The organism is Streptomyces sp. RKAG293 (assembly GCF_023701745.1).
Taxonomy (GTDB): domain Bacteria; phylum Actinomycetota; class Actinomycetes; order Streptomycetales; family Streptomycetaceae; genus Actinacidiphila.
The window spans coordinates 2884445-2897827 of the sequence record NZ_JAJOZB010000001.1 but is presented as its reverse complement, the minus strand read 5'-3'; the positions used below and the strand labels follow the sequence as shown (position 1 = coordinate 2897827).

Below are 13383 nucleotides of genomic sequence, written 5' to 3'. Positions count from 1 at the left end.
CGTAGGTACGGCACGGCAGTGGAATCCGGCGGCCGCTTCATGCGGGAGGGTCGCAGGGGTTGATTGCCGGGCTGGGCGGCCCAGAAGGGGCCGCCACGCAGGTAGCAGTTGGTGAAACACAGCGTGTGAAGTGCAGTTCAGTTGTGACCGCAGGACCGCAGTATCTGAAGTACCAGCAGGTCAGTAGTTTTTCGTCGTTCAGGTACGAGCAGGAAAGGTTCGGAGCGACACCATCAGGATCGCCCGCACGGCAGGTGTGTGCGGGCACTCGCAAGGCCCCGGATTGGAAGGTGGTCCCCGGTCAAGCATTCAAGATCCCCGCACCCCGCGTTCCCCCTACGCGGCACTGCGGATACGGCAGGACCGGCACGCACACGCCGGTAGTAGAAGTAGATGGTGTTTGAATCCGCCCCATGGGGCCCCGGAAGCCAGTACGGCTCCCGGGGCCCCTCCACGCGTTTCCCCAGGAGGCCGCATGACCATCAGACACGAAGAGGCGTAATGACCGACCAGCCCCCTACGAATCCCGCCGGCCCGAGCCCGGCCGACCGGTTCGACGACGAGGACTACCCCGCCTACACCATGGGCCGCGCCGCCGAAATGATCGGCACCAACGCAGCGTTCCTCCGCGCGATCGGCGAAGCCCGCCTGATCACCCCCCTGCGGTCCGAGGGCGGCCACCGCCGCTACTCCCGCTACCAACTGCGCATCGCCGCCCGCGCCCGCGAACTCGTCGACCAGGGCACCGCCATCGAAACCGCCTGCCGCATCGTCGCCCTCGAAGACCAACTCGAAGAAGCCCTCCAACTCAACGAGAAGCTCCGCAACAACGCAGCCAACTGACCAGGGTGCCAGCCGAGACCGCCCCGGTCCCCCGCCTCCCCTTCCACGGCTCTGGGATCGCCGGCATACCGCCAGCGCACCTGCCGGGATCGCGGTCGATGCCGCTGCCATGACGGTTACCAGTGTCCAGATTTTGGGATGCATGACCCGTGCACGACAGGGCATCCGCTGGTCAGGAGGTTGATAACCATGGGTCCACTGCTTTTGGTTCTACTGCTCGCGCTGATCCTTTTCGGTGCCGGCTTCGCGCTCAAGATCCTCTGGTGGGTCGCGGTCGTGGTGCTGGTCGTCTGGCTGCTCGGCTTCGTCATGCGCGGCACCCACTCGTCCGGCAGCCGCCACCGCTGGTACCGCTGGTAACCACAACAAGCGCGACAGGCGCGTGAACACGGGAAGAGGCCCGGCGGACCATCCGCCGGGCCTCCGCCATGCCCACCCTCGGACCGCCGGCCCCGGCGGGCGCAGAGCCGCCGAGGGGTCAGCTCGGAACGGCATGGGTAGGGGATCGGTGTCCGGGGGCGGCGCGGGACGCGTGACCCATGCACGCGAACCTCCAGTTCACCCACCCCGCCTCCGGACACCGCCCGGCTGATCTACGCCTCGTCGATCGCGTTCCATTCCGCTTATCGCGCGGGAGGGCGCAGCCCGCTTGGCGGTGTCGTCAGGCGGCGATGCCGAGGTCCTTGCGGGTGCGGTGGAGGAACTCTCGTACGGCTGGTTCGCGTCGCCAGGGGGTGAGGGCGGTGTTGAACTCGCGTACGTAGTCCAGTGCTCGGGCGGACTGGACACGGGCGAGGATGTCGACGGATCGGTTGCCGAGTTCCAGGCCGTGGTCGAGGTCCCGGGCCTGGAGGTGGGCGGTGCCGACGATGGCCAGGCGCATGCCGACCGAGCGGGTGAAGACGCCGGTGGGCATGGCGGTTGCCTGTCGGTTCCAGGCCAGGGCCGCCTTGGGGTTCTTCAGGTCGCGGTACACCTCGGCGGCGTCCGCGGACAGCCGCGCGTGGTTGTAGAAGTCGATCCAGGCGGGCTCCGGGCCGCCGGTGCGCGCCTGGCCGAGGAGGTTTTCGGAGGCGGCCAGGGCGGCGGAGGCGGCTCGTGCGTCGTTGGTGCGGGCGTGGGCGCGGGCCTCGATGAGTTTGGTGAAGGCCAGCACCCGTGGGGCAGCTTCGCTCTTGGCGCGTTCGAAGGCGCCTTGGGCCATGTCGACGGCTTCGTCGGCGAAGCCGCGCAGCAGGGATTGCATGGCCATGGTGGTCAGGACGTAGCAGCCGAGTTGTACGTCGCCGCCAGCCCGGGCGAGGCGGAGGGCTTGGATGAAGTGGCGTTGGGCGGCTTCGTGCTGGCCGACGTCGAAGGCTGTCCAGCCTGCCAGGCGGGAGAGCTCAGCGGTGACGGAGAACAGGTCGCGGCCGACGCCGTCGGTGAAGGAGCCCTGCAGCAATGGGGTGGCGCGGTGTTCGAGGCAGGCGGTGACGGAGTTGGCCTTCCAGTTACCGCCGCCGTATTTGGAGTCCCAGCGCCGGGCGTCGTCGGCTGCCTCGCGCAGTTCGTCGAGGTCACCCTGGCCGACGCGGACGCCGCCGCGGTGGGCGGCGGCTCCGTCGGCAGGGTTGACCAGCCAGCGCGTGACGGGGGTGGTGAAGGCGGAGACGGCGAAGCTGCTGCCGGTGAGGAAGTCGCGGCGGTTCACGGAACTCCAGAACGAAGTGGCGACGCGGACGGCGTCGGCGGGATCCCTGGGGAAATCCAACCCCACATCCGGGTCCGCTGTCTCCGCCTCGCCCATGGCGATCTCGGCCAGCCGCACCGGTCGTCCGAGGCGTTCGCCGATGGCCTGGGCGAGGAGTTGGGGCACCGGCCACTTCGGGGTCATGCCGCGCCGGCACCAGTTCGCCACCGAGGTATGGGAGTAGTCGGTGGTCAGCCCGGCCTGGTGAGCGAGCTGGTTGATGCGGTGGGCGAGGGCTTTGCGGCTGACGCCGCTCGCTTCGATGAGCCGGGCCAGGTCCGCGTTGGGCGGCAGGCTCCGGCGGGCGGTCGACGTCATGGCGTCCCCCTCTTCCACTCCGGAGAGTTCTGCACGCGACCCCGTACTCCTTTGCAGCAAGAAGTCGTACGCCAACCACGTGTGGTGGGTCACCGAGGGTATTGCCTGGCCACCGGTACGTGACCCCCGCCCGCGAGTTGCAAGCCCCCTTGCGAGCCCTCCCGGCCGCTGGTCGGACCCGGTTGTCTGAGGGCAGGTCGCCGTCGGGAAGGGCAGCACTCTCCCGGCGGCGGCCGTCACCGATGGGTTCCACCAATCACGCTCGGGGGTGAACCAGATGTGCGGAATCGCAGGACTGGCAGGACCGGACGCCATCCGGCACGAAGCAACTGCCGGTGCCATGGGCCGGTCCCAGCGCCACCGCGGACCGGACGGCACTCTCCACGCCGCTTCGACCGATGGGAAGGCGGTGCTGGCCATGAACACCCTGCTGGTCGTCGACCCGGACACCCAGCCCGGCCCCTATCTCGACCGGCACAGCGGCGTCCTGCTGACGTTCAACGGCGAGATCTACAACTACCGCGCCATGGCCGCCGCCTGGGGGATCGAGCTGTCCGCCGGGCAGAGCGACGCACACCTGGTCCTGCGGGCCTGGGCCAAGATCGGACCGTCCTGCCTGGAGGGGTTGGACGGCATGTTCGCCCTGGCTGTGTACGACCCCCGCCTTGGGCGGCTGTTCTCCGGTCGCGTCGTCCAGCTGCTGGACGAGCGCCTCTATGTGGGAGGTCATGACGCGGAGCGGTCGCGACGCCAGAACGTGGGGAGCCACCAGCAGAGCACCGACCGATCGTCGGGCCACGGGGTGCGTTCGGCAGCGTCCCAGTCCTCGAAGGAGTCACGCGTCAGATCGATGGGGCGCCAGGCGGGGTCGAGCGGCTCGTCCTCGGCCGGAGGGCGTGCGTACTGCCGGCCGTGCTGGTCGCAGGCACCGAATTCCTGGTAGTTGAGCTGAGCCTCGATCAAGGAGACCTTGTTCGCTCCGCCCATGGTCGGCCAGCGGAACTGGACCCCGTCGTCCTCCCAGAAGCAGACAGGGCAGATCTCGTAGGAGCCGGGCATGTCGTCGAGCACGCGGTGCCCGCAGCAGGGACAGGGGTAGGAGTCGCTCACCTGTGCATTCTCGTCGCAGGTCCCGCCGGTGTGCCATGGAATTCTCTGGCCTGGCACACCCGGCCAGTCCGCAAGGAGTCCGCAGGACACCCGATTGCGGCCGTCGCATGCCGTCGTAGGCCAACCATGAATTGCCTGCTCAAGAGCGTATGGGGCGTTCCGTCGCGGGTCGGGATCGGCAGGCAGACATTCTGCTTCAACGTGTACCGGGCGTAATGCCACCACGTCGCTCTCTCCGGAGTCGGGCCCCTGGCTTTTTCCCGTGCCGGGATGGTGGCGAGATAGCTGACCCCTCGTCACCCCTGCTCACCTCTACCGTGCTGGGATCGTGCTGGGATGCCGCTGCACCCCCTGTGAGGGGACACCGGTACTTCCTCTTCCGTGGACAGCTCGATCCAGCTCCACGGACAACGTGTCGACAGGTCCGTTCAGGATGGCCACGCTGCCGCCGGCTCCTTGTGCCTGCTTCCCGCGAAGGACTTTCGGCGTCTCACCGGACAGTCCATCCGGGGAGCGTCGGAAGAACCTTCTCGGCGATGCCGAGGAGAGCGCGGTCGTCGGGGAGAGCGCCGGACTTGCTCCACACGGTGACTTCGCAGTAGCCGCCTCGGTCCGTCCGGTCGAGGGCCACGGCCAGATTCCTGGACGGGGGCCTTGTGTGACGGGTCCGCTGGATTTGCCACTGCCGAAACTGAGCTCGAACTGCATGGTGTGGTCCGAGTACAAGACCGCGGGCCGGCCAAGAACCGTGAGCGTCTTGATGTCCTGCTCGCCGCCGAACTTCATCAGCTGCACGTACTGGGCGGTCGACAGCTCGTTGTAGGCGGCCGAGACGTTCACGGTGTACGTGCCGAACCTGACCTCGGCCTCCGGCTGGGCGACCTTCCTGTTGGGAGAGACGTTGTTGCTACCGGAAGCCGTGGTCACGACCTCTCCAGGTGTACCGAGCAGCTGGGCCAGGTCGGGCCGATTGAGCGCCTCGCACAGCTCGTCACCTGTCATCGGCCGGGGCGTGGCCCGGTATGCCGTCGGCAGCTCCTCTTTCTCTCCGTCCGCACACGAGGCGGCCCGGGACCGCGTGCCGTCATCGGAGGGCAGTACGCGTGGGCCAACCCACAGCGCGGCGCCGAGTGCCCCGACCACGGCCACGGCCGCGATGGCCTGGCCCCACGCGTTGGGCCCCTTCTGCGGAGCGTTCGGGCCGGGACGCGGCCCAGCTCCAGCCTGGGCGTGGGCGGTACCTTCGACCGCCACCCCCTGTACGGGAGCCGCCGGACTCAGATGCCGGCGTAGGCGCAAGGCACGGATCACCACAGAGACGCGTATCGCGGTGAACACGAGGAACACCACGCCGAGACCAGCCGCAACGCGGTCGTGATCGGTGACGGCGAGATACATGATGCGTACGCCGAGAACGGACCCGATCGCGATGAGTAGCGGTTCGCGGACCCAGAACGGCAGGAGACGAATGAGGAAACCGAGCATCCGGTGATCTCACCATGACAAGATCATGTCCGCCGTGGTGGAAGTCACAGTTGCAGGAACGTACGGGGCTTTGCCATGGAGGTCGTTCCAGCGCCGCCGCTCGTCGGAGGTGAAGTTGAGATCATCGCGGAGGTGTGCCAAGGCCCGGCCGATATGGCGCCTCGTCGGGGAGAGCACTTCGCGCACAGCACTGAGCCCTGGCGCCCTCCTCGCGGAGAGCACCAGGGCTCAGTCAATGCTTCTGACTCTTCGTCAGGCGTTCCACCCTTCAGTGCACCAGGGGTGCACCTGGGGGTGGGAAGAGGTCGTGATCAGTGGAAACTGATGGGGACTGTTTCCGCAGGTCAGGGGGCCTCTGGGGGGATCGCGCCTGGTTGGCCGACCGCAGGTCTTAGAGGTCGAAGTACATCTCGAACTCGTGCGGGTGCGGGCGGAGGGCGATGGGGGCGATTTCCTGGGTGCGCTTGTAGTCGATCCAGGTCTCGATCAGGTCGTTGGTGAAGACACCGCCGGCCATCAGGTACTCGTGGTCGTTCTCGAGGGCTTCGAGGACGGCCGGGAGCGAGGTCGGGACCTGGGGGACGCTCGCGTGCTCTTCGGGGGCGAGCTCGTAGAGGTCCTTGTCGACCGGCTCGGCCGGCTCGATCTTGTTCTTGATGCCGTCGAGGCCGGCCATCAAGAGCGCCGAGAAGGCCAGGTACGGGTTGGACGACGGGTCCGGCGCGCGGAACTCGATGCGCTTGGCCTTCGGGTTGGCGCCCGTGATCGGGATGCGGATCGCGGCGGACCGGTTGCGCTGGGAGTAGACCAGGTTGACCGGGGCCTCGAAGCCGGGCACCAGACGGTGGTACGAGTTCACCGTCGGGTTGGTGAAGGCGAGCAGCGACGGGGCGTGCTTGAGGATGCCGCCGATGTAGTAGCGGGCGGTGTCCGAGAGGCCCGCGTAGCCCTGCTCGTCGTAGAACAGCGGCACGCCGTCCGTCCACAGCGACTGGTGCACGTGCATGCCCGAGCCGTTGTCGCCGAAGATCGGCTTCGGCATGAAGGTCGCGGTCTTGTTGTTGCGCCAGGCGACGTTCTTCACGATGTACTTGAAGAGCATGAGGTCGTCGGCCGCTGCGAGCAGCGTGTTGAACTTGTAGTTGATCTCGGCCTGGCCGGCCGTGCCCACCTCGTGGTGCTGGCGCTCGACCTGCAGGCCGGACGCTTCCAGCTCCAGGGAGATCTCGGCACGGAGGTCGGCGAAGTGGTCCACCGGCGGGATCGGGAAGTACCCGCCCTTGTAGCGGACCTTGTAGCCGCGGTTGTTGTCCTCGGAGCCCGTGTTCCACGCGCCGGCCTCGGAGTCGATGTGGTAGTACGACTCGTTGGCGTTGGTCGCGAAGCGCACGCTGTCGAACACGTAGAACTCGGCCTCGGGGCCGAAGTACGCGGTGTCGGCGATGCCGGACGACGCGAGGTAGGCCTCGGCCTTCTTCGCCACGTTCCGCGGGTCACGGCTGTACTGCTCGCCGGTGATCGGGTCGTGGATGAAGAAGTTGATGTTGAGCGTCTTGTCCTTGCGGAACGCGTCCAGGCGCGACGTGGTGAGGTCGGGGACGAGCGCCATGTCGGACTCGTGGATGGCCTGGAAGCCGCGGATCGACGACCCGTCGAACATCAGCGTCTCGGTCGGGTCGAAGGTACTGACCGGGACCGTGAAGTGCTGCATGACTCCGGGCAGGTCACAGAAGCGGACGTCTACGAACTTGACGTCCTCGTCCGCGATGAACTTCTTGACGTCGTCGGCGTTCTGGAACATCCAACTCCTCCTAGACCCGGCTCGAAGAGTCCGGGATGGCAACACGAGGCGCGGCCAGTGCGATGGCGCACGCTGGCCCCGACCATAGGGATCGGGGATTTCCCAAGCATGACCCATTTGTTTCGACGAGGTTAACCGCTAGGTCGTAGGCGGCGCGCGCGGGCGGCGAAGGCACCGTACGGGTGACCCGGGGCGGCACAGTACGGTGGACGGGTGGACAACAGGGATGCACTCGGGTCGTGGCTCTCGGGACCGCGCGCGGCCGCCGAGCAGATGGGCACGGATTTCGGCTACCGGGGTGAACGGCTGGGGCTGCCGAAGGACGGGCCGGGCTCGCTGGCCACCGTCGGCCGGCGGTTCGCGGCGGTGTTCATCGACTGGATCCTGTGTCTGGTGATCGCATACGGCTTGATCGCGCATCGTGACGTCCAGGGGTCCAATCCCTGGACGCTGGCCCTCTTCGGAGCCCTGAGCGTCGTGACCCTCGGCAGCGTCGGAAGCACGCCCGGTAAGCGGCTGCTCGGCCTGCGGGTGGTCCGGGTCGACGGCGGGCGGCTCCGCATCGGCCCGGTGGTGCTCCGTACGGTCCTGCTGCTGCTGGTGATCCCGGCGCTGGTGTGGGACCGCGACGGCCGCGGGCTGCACGACAAGGCGGCGCAGGCCGTCCAGGTCCGGATCTAGCCGGTAGAAGGCCCTGCCCGACCGAAGGCCCTGCCCGACGGAAGGCCCGGGCTGGCAGAAGGCCCGGGCTGACTGAAGGCCCTGGCCGACGTAAGGCCGAAGGCCGGGCCCCACAACCGTCGGCGACGACCCCCCGACAACGTGAACGCCCTCGTGGGCCTGGCCGAGCCGCATTCGGCTCGCCCGGCCCACGAGGGCGTTGTGGTCGGTGTTCGGGGTTCAGCGGCCCTTCGGCATCCGCATGCCCTTCGGCATCGGACCCTTCGGGATCGGCATGTTGCTCATGAGGGTGCCGAGCGACCGCAGACGGTCGTTGACCTCGGTGACCTTCGGGCCCGCCAGCACGCGCGGCAGCTTGAGCAGCGTCGTACGGACCTTCTTGAGCGGGATCTGGCCCTCTTCGTTGCCGACGATGAGGTCGGTGATCGGCACGTCGAACACGACGCGCGCCACCTTCTTCTTCTCGGCGGCCAGCAGGGCCTTCACCCGGTTCGGGTTGCCCTCGCCGACCAGCACCACGCCGGCCTTGCCGACCGCACGGTGCACCACGTCCTGGCTCTTGTTCATCGCGACCGCCGGGGTCACGGTCCAGCCGCGGCCCACGTTGTCCAGCACCGCCGCGGCGGCACCCGGCTGGCCTTCGAGCTGCCCGAAGGCGGCCTTCTCGGCCCGGCGGCCGAAGACGATCGCCATCGCGAGGAACGCGAACAGCAAGCCCAGGATGCCCGCGTAGATGGGGTGGTCGATCAAGAAGCCGAGGGCGAGGACGACACCGAAGGTGACGATTCCCACAGCCGCAACGACGAGCCCGACCTTGGAGTCGGCCCGCCTGGTCATCTTGTAGGTCTGAGCGATCTGCTGAAGCCGCCCAGGGTTCTCGGATGTTTCCTTCCTCGCCATGCGGCACAGGATACGTGGCCCGCGCGCCGGTGGGCGCATCGGTGGCCCCCAAGGCGCCGGTACCCCCGTCAGGGGGAAGCCGGTGCTGTGCTCGGAGGGAGCGGAGCCCAGCGCTCAGCCTGCGCTCGGAAGGAGCGGAGCCCAGCGCTCAGCCTGTGCTCGGAAGGAGTCGGGACCAGTGCTCAGAAGGAATCCGGCCCCGTGTTACGGCCGGCGGTGGGCGCGTTCAGCGCCTCGATCACGTGCTGCACCTCACGCCGGTCCTTGGCCCGGCGGCGGTCCTCGACCACGGCCGACCAGGCGTTGCGACGGGCGGTCTGCTGGCCCCCGCCCAGCAGCAGTGCCTCCATGGCGCGCAGGGCTCCGGTGACGGTGACTGTGGGGTGGAGGGTGCTCTGGCGGAGTTGTGCGGACTCGACCTGCATGGGGGTCCCCCTCAGGACGCCTCGGAATCGCAATCGCATGGGTGTGCGTGAACCAGGCTCGCCACATTGTGTTACCAGCCGGTGACCGCACGGTCAATCTCGCATGAAACCTTGCCGCGACCCTGATTCCGCTTCGCCGCGCCGCATGCCTGGCGGGAGGTGGTGACGCGGTGCGTGGCCGCACCGCGTCACCGTGAGGGGTCTCACACGGACTGTGCCGCCACCGGCTGCTCGCCCGACTGCTCGCCCGTCTCCCGGCGGCGGTCCATCGCCTGCTGGAAGAGCCGGCCGGCACGATACGACGAACGGACCAGCGGCCCGGACATGACGCCGGCGTAGCCGATCTGGTCGGCCTCGTCCTTGAGCTCCACGAACTCGTGCGGCTTCACCCAGCGCTCGACGGGGTGGTGCCGCGGCGAGGGCCGCAGGTACTGCGTGATGGTGATCAGCTCGCAGCCGGCGTTGTGCAGGTCCCGCAGCGCCTGGCTGACCTCTTCGCGCTCCTCGCCCATGCCCAGGATCAGGTTGGACTTGGTGACCAGCCCGGCCTCGCGAGCCTTGGTGATCACTTCCAGGGAGCGCTCGTAACGGAAGCCGGGGCGGATCCGCTTGAAGATGCGCGGCACGGTCTCGACGTTGTGCGCGAGCACCTCGGGCCGGGACGAGAAGACCTCGGCGAGCTGCTCGGGGACCGCGTTGAAGTCCGGGATCAGCAGCTCGACCTTGGTGAAGCCCTCGGCCCGCTCGGCGGTCTGCGCGTGGATCTGGCGGACGGTCTCCGCGTAGAGCCAGGCGCCGCCGTCCTCCAGGTCGTCGCGGGCGACGCCGGTGATCGTGGCGTAGTTCAGGTTCATGGTCACGACGGACTCGCCGACACGGCGCGGCTCGTCGAGGTCCAGCGCGGCCGGCTTGCCGGTGTCGATCTGGCAGAAGTCACAGCGCCGGGTGCACTGGTCGCCGCCGATGAGGAAGGTGGCCTCGCGGTCCTCCCAGCATTCGTAGATGTTGGGGCAGCCGGCCTCCTGGCACACGGTGTGCAGGCCTTCGCTCTTCACGAGCGCCTGCATCTTCGTGTACTCGGGGCCCATCTTCGCCCGGGTCTTGATCCACTCGGGTTTGCGCTCGATGGGGGTCTGAGCGTTCCGGACTTCCAGGCGCAGCATCTTGCGTCCGTCGGGTGCGACAGCGGACATCGTCCGGTACTCCCCTTCCACCAGCGTGTCTTCGAATCTTCGGCGAACCCCAGGGTACGCCCGTTGTTTGTACCTATACGAACAGAGCCAACCAACAGGCTCATGGGGGCATTCCCCCAAGGGGGTGAGGGTCAGGGTGAAGGCCAGGAGTGGTCCCGCACGGCCCCCGAGAGGACCGTCGTGCCCGGCACCGACCCGCGAGCCCGCGAACGGCCCGTCGTGCCCTGCCCCCGCCCTACACGGCGCGCGGGAGCGGCTCCGCGGTCTCCAGCACCGCCCGCAGGTGCTTCTCGATCACCGGCACGACGTCGGTGACGGAGATGTCGCGGCCCAGCTCGTTGGAGAGCGAGGTGACCCCGGCGTCCCGGATGCCGCACGGCACGATCCGGTCGAACCAGGTGTTGTCCGGATCGCAGTTGATCGCGAAGCCGTGCATCGTCACGCCCTTGGCGACCCGGATGCCGATGGCCGCGAGCTTGCGGTCCTCACGGCGCTGGCCGGCGTTGGACGGCGCGTACTCAGGCCCGTTCAGCCGCGGGTCGAACTCGTCGTCGGCGAGCCGGGGGTCGAAGTCGAGGGTCAGGCCGCCCGCCGGGCGCTGCTCGACGGGGTCGCCCAGCACCCAGACGCCGCTGCGGCCCTCGATGCGGGTGGTCTCCAGGCCGAACTCGGCGCAGGTCAGGATCAGCGCGTCCTCGAGCCGCCGGACGTGCGCGACGACGTCGACCGGACGCGGCAGCTTGAGGATCGGGTAGCCGACGAGCTGGCCGGGGCCGTGCCAGGTGATCTTGCCACCGCGGTCGACGTCGACGACCGGGGTGCCGTCCAGCGGGCGCTCATTGTCGGCGGTGCGGCGGCCCGCGGTGTAGACCGGCGGGTGTTCGAGCAGGAGGCAGGTGTCGGGGATCTCGTCCTCGAAGCGCGCGGCGTGCACCCTGCGCTGCTCCTGCCATGCCTCCTGGTATTCGACGGCGTCCGCCCCGAAGCCCAGGTGGACGAAGTGCAGGTCAGTCACGTCAGCTCCTCGTAGTCGCCTCGTTGGCGCCCCTGCAACTGTACGACCGGGCCGGAAGCTGCCTGCATGGGGCCGGGGGAGGGCTGGGGCGGGTGCGGGCCAGGAGCGGGCGGAAGTGAGCCGGGAGTGGGCTGGGAGCGGGCGCGGGGCCGTTCGGGGTGGGCGTCGTTACCACGGTCGGTGACCGGAAGATAGGGCTTTGCAAGTCAATGGGGTGGGCTGTCACCCATTCGGGGGAATCTGAGGCTCTGGTGGTGAGCGCGGTACTACAGGCCGTTACATTCACGCCGTTCCGGAGTCCTTCGAAGGAAGTGGACCGCACAGCCGATGACGGACCGATCCCCGCAGCGTTCGCCCAACCGCCAGCTCGCCACCCTGATCACCGAGGCCGGCTTCTCCAACGCGGGGCTCGCCCGCCGGGTCGACCAGCTCGGGATCGAGCACGGCCTGGACCTGCGCTACGACAAGACCTCCGTGACGCGCTGGCTGCGCGGCCAGCAGCCGCGCGGTACCACTCCCGCGCTCATCGCCGAGGTCTTCACGCGACGGCTGGGGCGGCGGCTGTCCGCGCAGGATCTCGGGCTCGACGCGTGCGCGCCGGTCTACGCGGGCCTGGAGTTCGCCGCGGGACCGGAGGAAGCGATCGACATCATCAGCGGACTGTGGCGGAAAGACACCGGTAGCCAGGCCGAGCTGCGCAAGATCGCCTTCACACCGGCCGGGCTGGTGGTGCCGAGCCGCGACTGGCTCATCGGGCGGGCCGACGAGCACGTGGCGCACGGGGTCAAGGCAGGGGACGGTGTCACCGGGGCCGGAGCCGGAGCCGGGGTCGGGGTCGGTTTCGGCGGATCGGAGGCGGAGCGCGCCGGCCGGGCCCGGATCCCCGCCCAGACGCGCGGCGGCCACGGGCCGGCCCGCGCCGCCGTCCCCCGCCAGCGCGTCACCATGGGCGACATCGCCGCGCTGCGCTCCGTCGGCGACCTCTTCCGGTCCCTCGACAACACCTACGGCGGCGGCCACGCCCGCCAGGCGCTCGTCCGGTACCTCGAGCACGAGGCCGAGCCGATGCTCCGCGGCACGTACGGCGAGGCCCTCGGACGGCGGCTGTTCGGCGCGGTCGCCGACCTGACCCGGCTGGCCGGCTGGACCTCCTACGACATCGGCGCCCACGGCCTCGCCCAGCGCTACTTCGTCCAGGCGCTACGGCTCGCCCAGGCGTCCGGCGACCGCGTCTACGGCGGCTACGTCCTCGTCACGATGAGCCGTCAGGCGGTCTACCTCGGGCACGGGCGCGAGGCGGTCCAGCTGGCGCGGGTGGCGCAGCAGGGGGTCGGCACGAGCGCGCCCGCCGTCGTCCAGGCCCTTCTGCACGCGGCGGAGGCGCGCGGCCACGGGCTGCTCGGTGAGATGCGGGCCTGCTCGGCCGCGCTGGCGCGCGCGGAGCGCTCGCTGGAGGCGGCGCGGGCGGGGGACGAAGTCCCGTACTGGGCACGGTTCTTCGACGAGGCGCAGCTCGCGGACGAGTTCGGCCACTGCCACCGGGATCTGCAGCAGTACCGGGCGGCGGCCCAGTACGCGGAACGGTCGCTGCAGCTGCGCGGCCCGGCGTACGCACGGAGCCGGGTGTTCTGCCGGACGGTGCTGGCCTCTGCGCGGCTGGGGTTGGGGGAGGTGGATCTGGCGTGCGCGCTGGGGGGAGAGGCGATGCAGCAGGCGACCGAGATGCGGTCGACCCGGGCGGTGGAATACGTCCGGGACTTCGGGCGGCGGTTGGAGCCGTTCCGGGAGACGGTGGCGGCGCGGGGGTTCTACGAGCGGGCGGCGGCGCTGGGGTTGGCCGTGGGCTGAGGTGCTCTCCCGCTCCCGGAGGCGTGTCGTCG

12 protein-coding genes and 1 pseudogene are annotated in these 13383 nt (G+C 69.2%); 5 read left to right on the top strand and 8 right to left on the bottom strand.

The window, feature by feature from the left end:
* The first annotated feature begins 501 nt into the window (after positions 1–501).
* Positions 502–843, top strand: a complete 342-nt coding sequence (locus LNW72_RS12840; RefSeq protein WP_250975521.1) for a MerR family transcriptional regulator — start codon at positions 502–504, stop codon at positions 841–843.
* Positions 844–1032: 189 nt separating this feature from the next.
* Positions 1033–1203, top strand: coding sequence for a hydrophobic protein (locus tag LNW72_RS12835; protein ID WP_250975520.1), 171 nt, complete (start codon positions 1033–1035; stop codon positions 1201–1203).
* A gap of 301 nt (positions 1204–1504) precedes the next feature.
* Here LNW72_RS12835 and LNW72_RS12830 read toward each other — a convergent pair whose 3' ends face one another.
* Positions 1505–2893, bottom strand: a complete 1389-nt coding sequence (locus tag LNW72_RS12830; protein WP_250975519.1) for a sporulation protein — start codon at positions 2891–2893, stop codon at positions 1505–1507.
* A 277-nt stretch (positions 2894–3170) separates the two neighbouring features.
* Here LNW72_RS12830 and LNW72_RS41175 point away from each other — a divergent pair.
* A pseudogene (locus tag LNW72_RS41175) lies at positions 3171–3569 on the top strand (asparagine synthetase B); the annotation flags it as partial.
* A gap of 50 nt (positions 3570–3619) precedes the next feature.
* On the opposite strand, the gene LNW72_RS12820 reads toward LNW72_RS41175, so the two are convergent.
* The 3 genes from LNW72_RS12820 to glnA form a co-directional block, all read right to left on the bottom strand.
* Complete coding sequence (locus LNW72_RS12820) at positions 3620–3952, bottom strand: CPCC family cysteine-rich protein (protein ID WP_285370280.1); 333 nt, start codon at positions 3950–3952, stop codon at positions 3620–3622.
* Positions 3953–4315: 363 nt separating this feature from the next.
* A complete protein-coding gene (locus LNW72_RS12815) occupies positions 4316–5488 on the bottom strand; it encodes a DUF6215 domain-containing protein (RefSeq protein WP_308401929.1) in 1173 nt (390 codons plus the stop codon).
* Between the two features lie 391 nt (positions 5489–5879).
* A complete protein-coding gene (gene glnA, locus LNW72_RS12810; RefSeq protein WP_250975517.1) occupies positions 5880–7289 on the bottom strand; it encodes a type I glutamate--ammonia ligase in 1410 nt (469 codons plus the stop codon).
* A 213-nt stretch (positions 7290–7502) separates the two neighbouring features.
* Between glnA and LNW72_RS12805 the strand changes: the two genes are divergently transcribed.
* A complete protein-coding gene (locus LNW72_RS12805) occupies positions 7503–7970 on the top strand; it encodes an RDD family protein (RefSeq protein WP_250975516.1) in 468 nt (155 codons plus the stop codon).
* A 219-nt stretch (positions 7971–8189) separates the two neighbouring features.
* On the opposite strand, the gene LNW72_RS12800 is transcribed toward LNW72_RS12805, so the two are convergent.
* The 4 genes from LNW72_RS12800 to lipB all read right to left on the bottom strand — a co-directional run bounded on the left by LNW72_RS12800 (position 8190) and on the right by lipB (position 11503).
* A complete protein-coding gene (locus tag LNW72_RS12800) occupies positions 8190–8870 on the bottom strand; it encodes a DUF4191 domain-containing protein (RefSeq protein ID WP_250975515.1) in 681 nt (226 codons plus the stop codon).
* A gap of 182 nt (positions 8871–9052) precedes the next feature.
* The gene (locus LNW72_RS12795) at positions 9053–9295 is read right to left on the bottom strand and encodes a hypothetical protein (RefSeq protein WP_250975514.1); all 243 of its coding nucleotides are present in this window, start codon (positions 9293–9295) and stop codon (positions 9053–9055) included.
* A gap of 203 nt (positions 9296–9498) precedes the next feature.
* Complete coding sequence (lipA, locus tag LNW72_RS12790) at positions 9499–10488, bottom strand: lipoyl synthase (protein ID WP_250975513.1); 990 nt, start codon at positions 10486–10488, stop codon at positions 9499–9501.
* A gap of 235 nt (positions 10489–10723) precedes the next feature.
* The gene (gene lipB, locus LNW72_RS12785; RefSeq protein WP_250975512.1) at positions 10724–11503 is read right to left on the bottom strand and encodes a lipoyl(octanoyl) transferase LipB; all 780 of its coding nucleotides are present in this window, start codon (positions 11501–11503) and stop codon (positions 10724–10726) included.
* A 327-nt stretch (positions 11504–11830) separates the two neighbouring features.
* Between lipB and LNW72_RS12780 the strand changes: the two genes are divergently transcribed.
* Positions 11831–13351, top strand: coding sequence for a regulator (locus tag LNW72_RS12780; RefSeq protein WP_250975511.1), 1521 nt, complete (start codon positions 11831–11833; stop codon positions 13349–13351).
* The last annotated feature ends 32 nt before the right edge of the window (positions 13352–13383 follow it).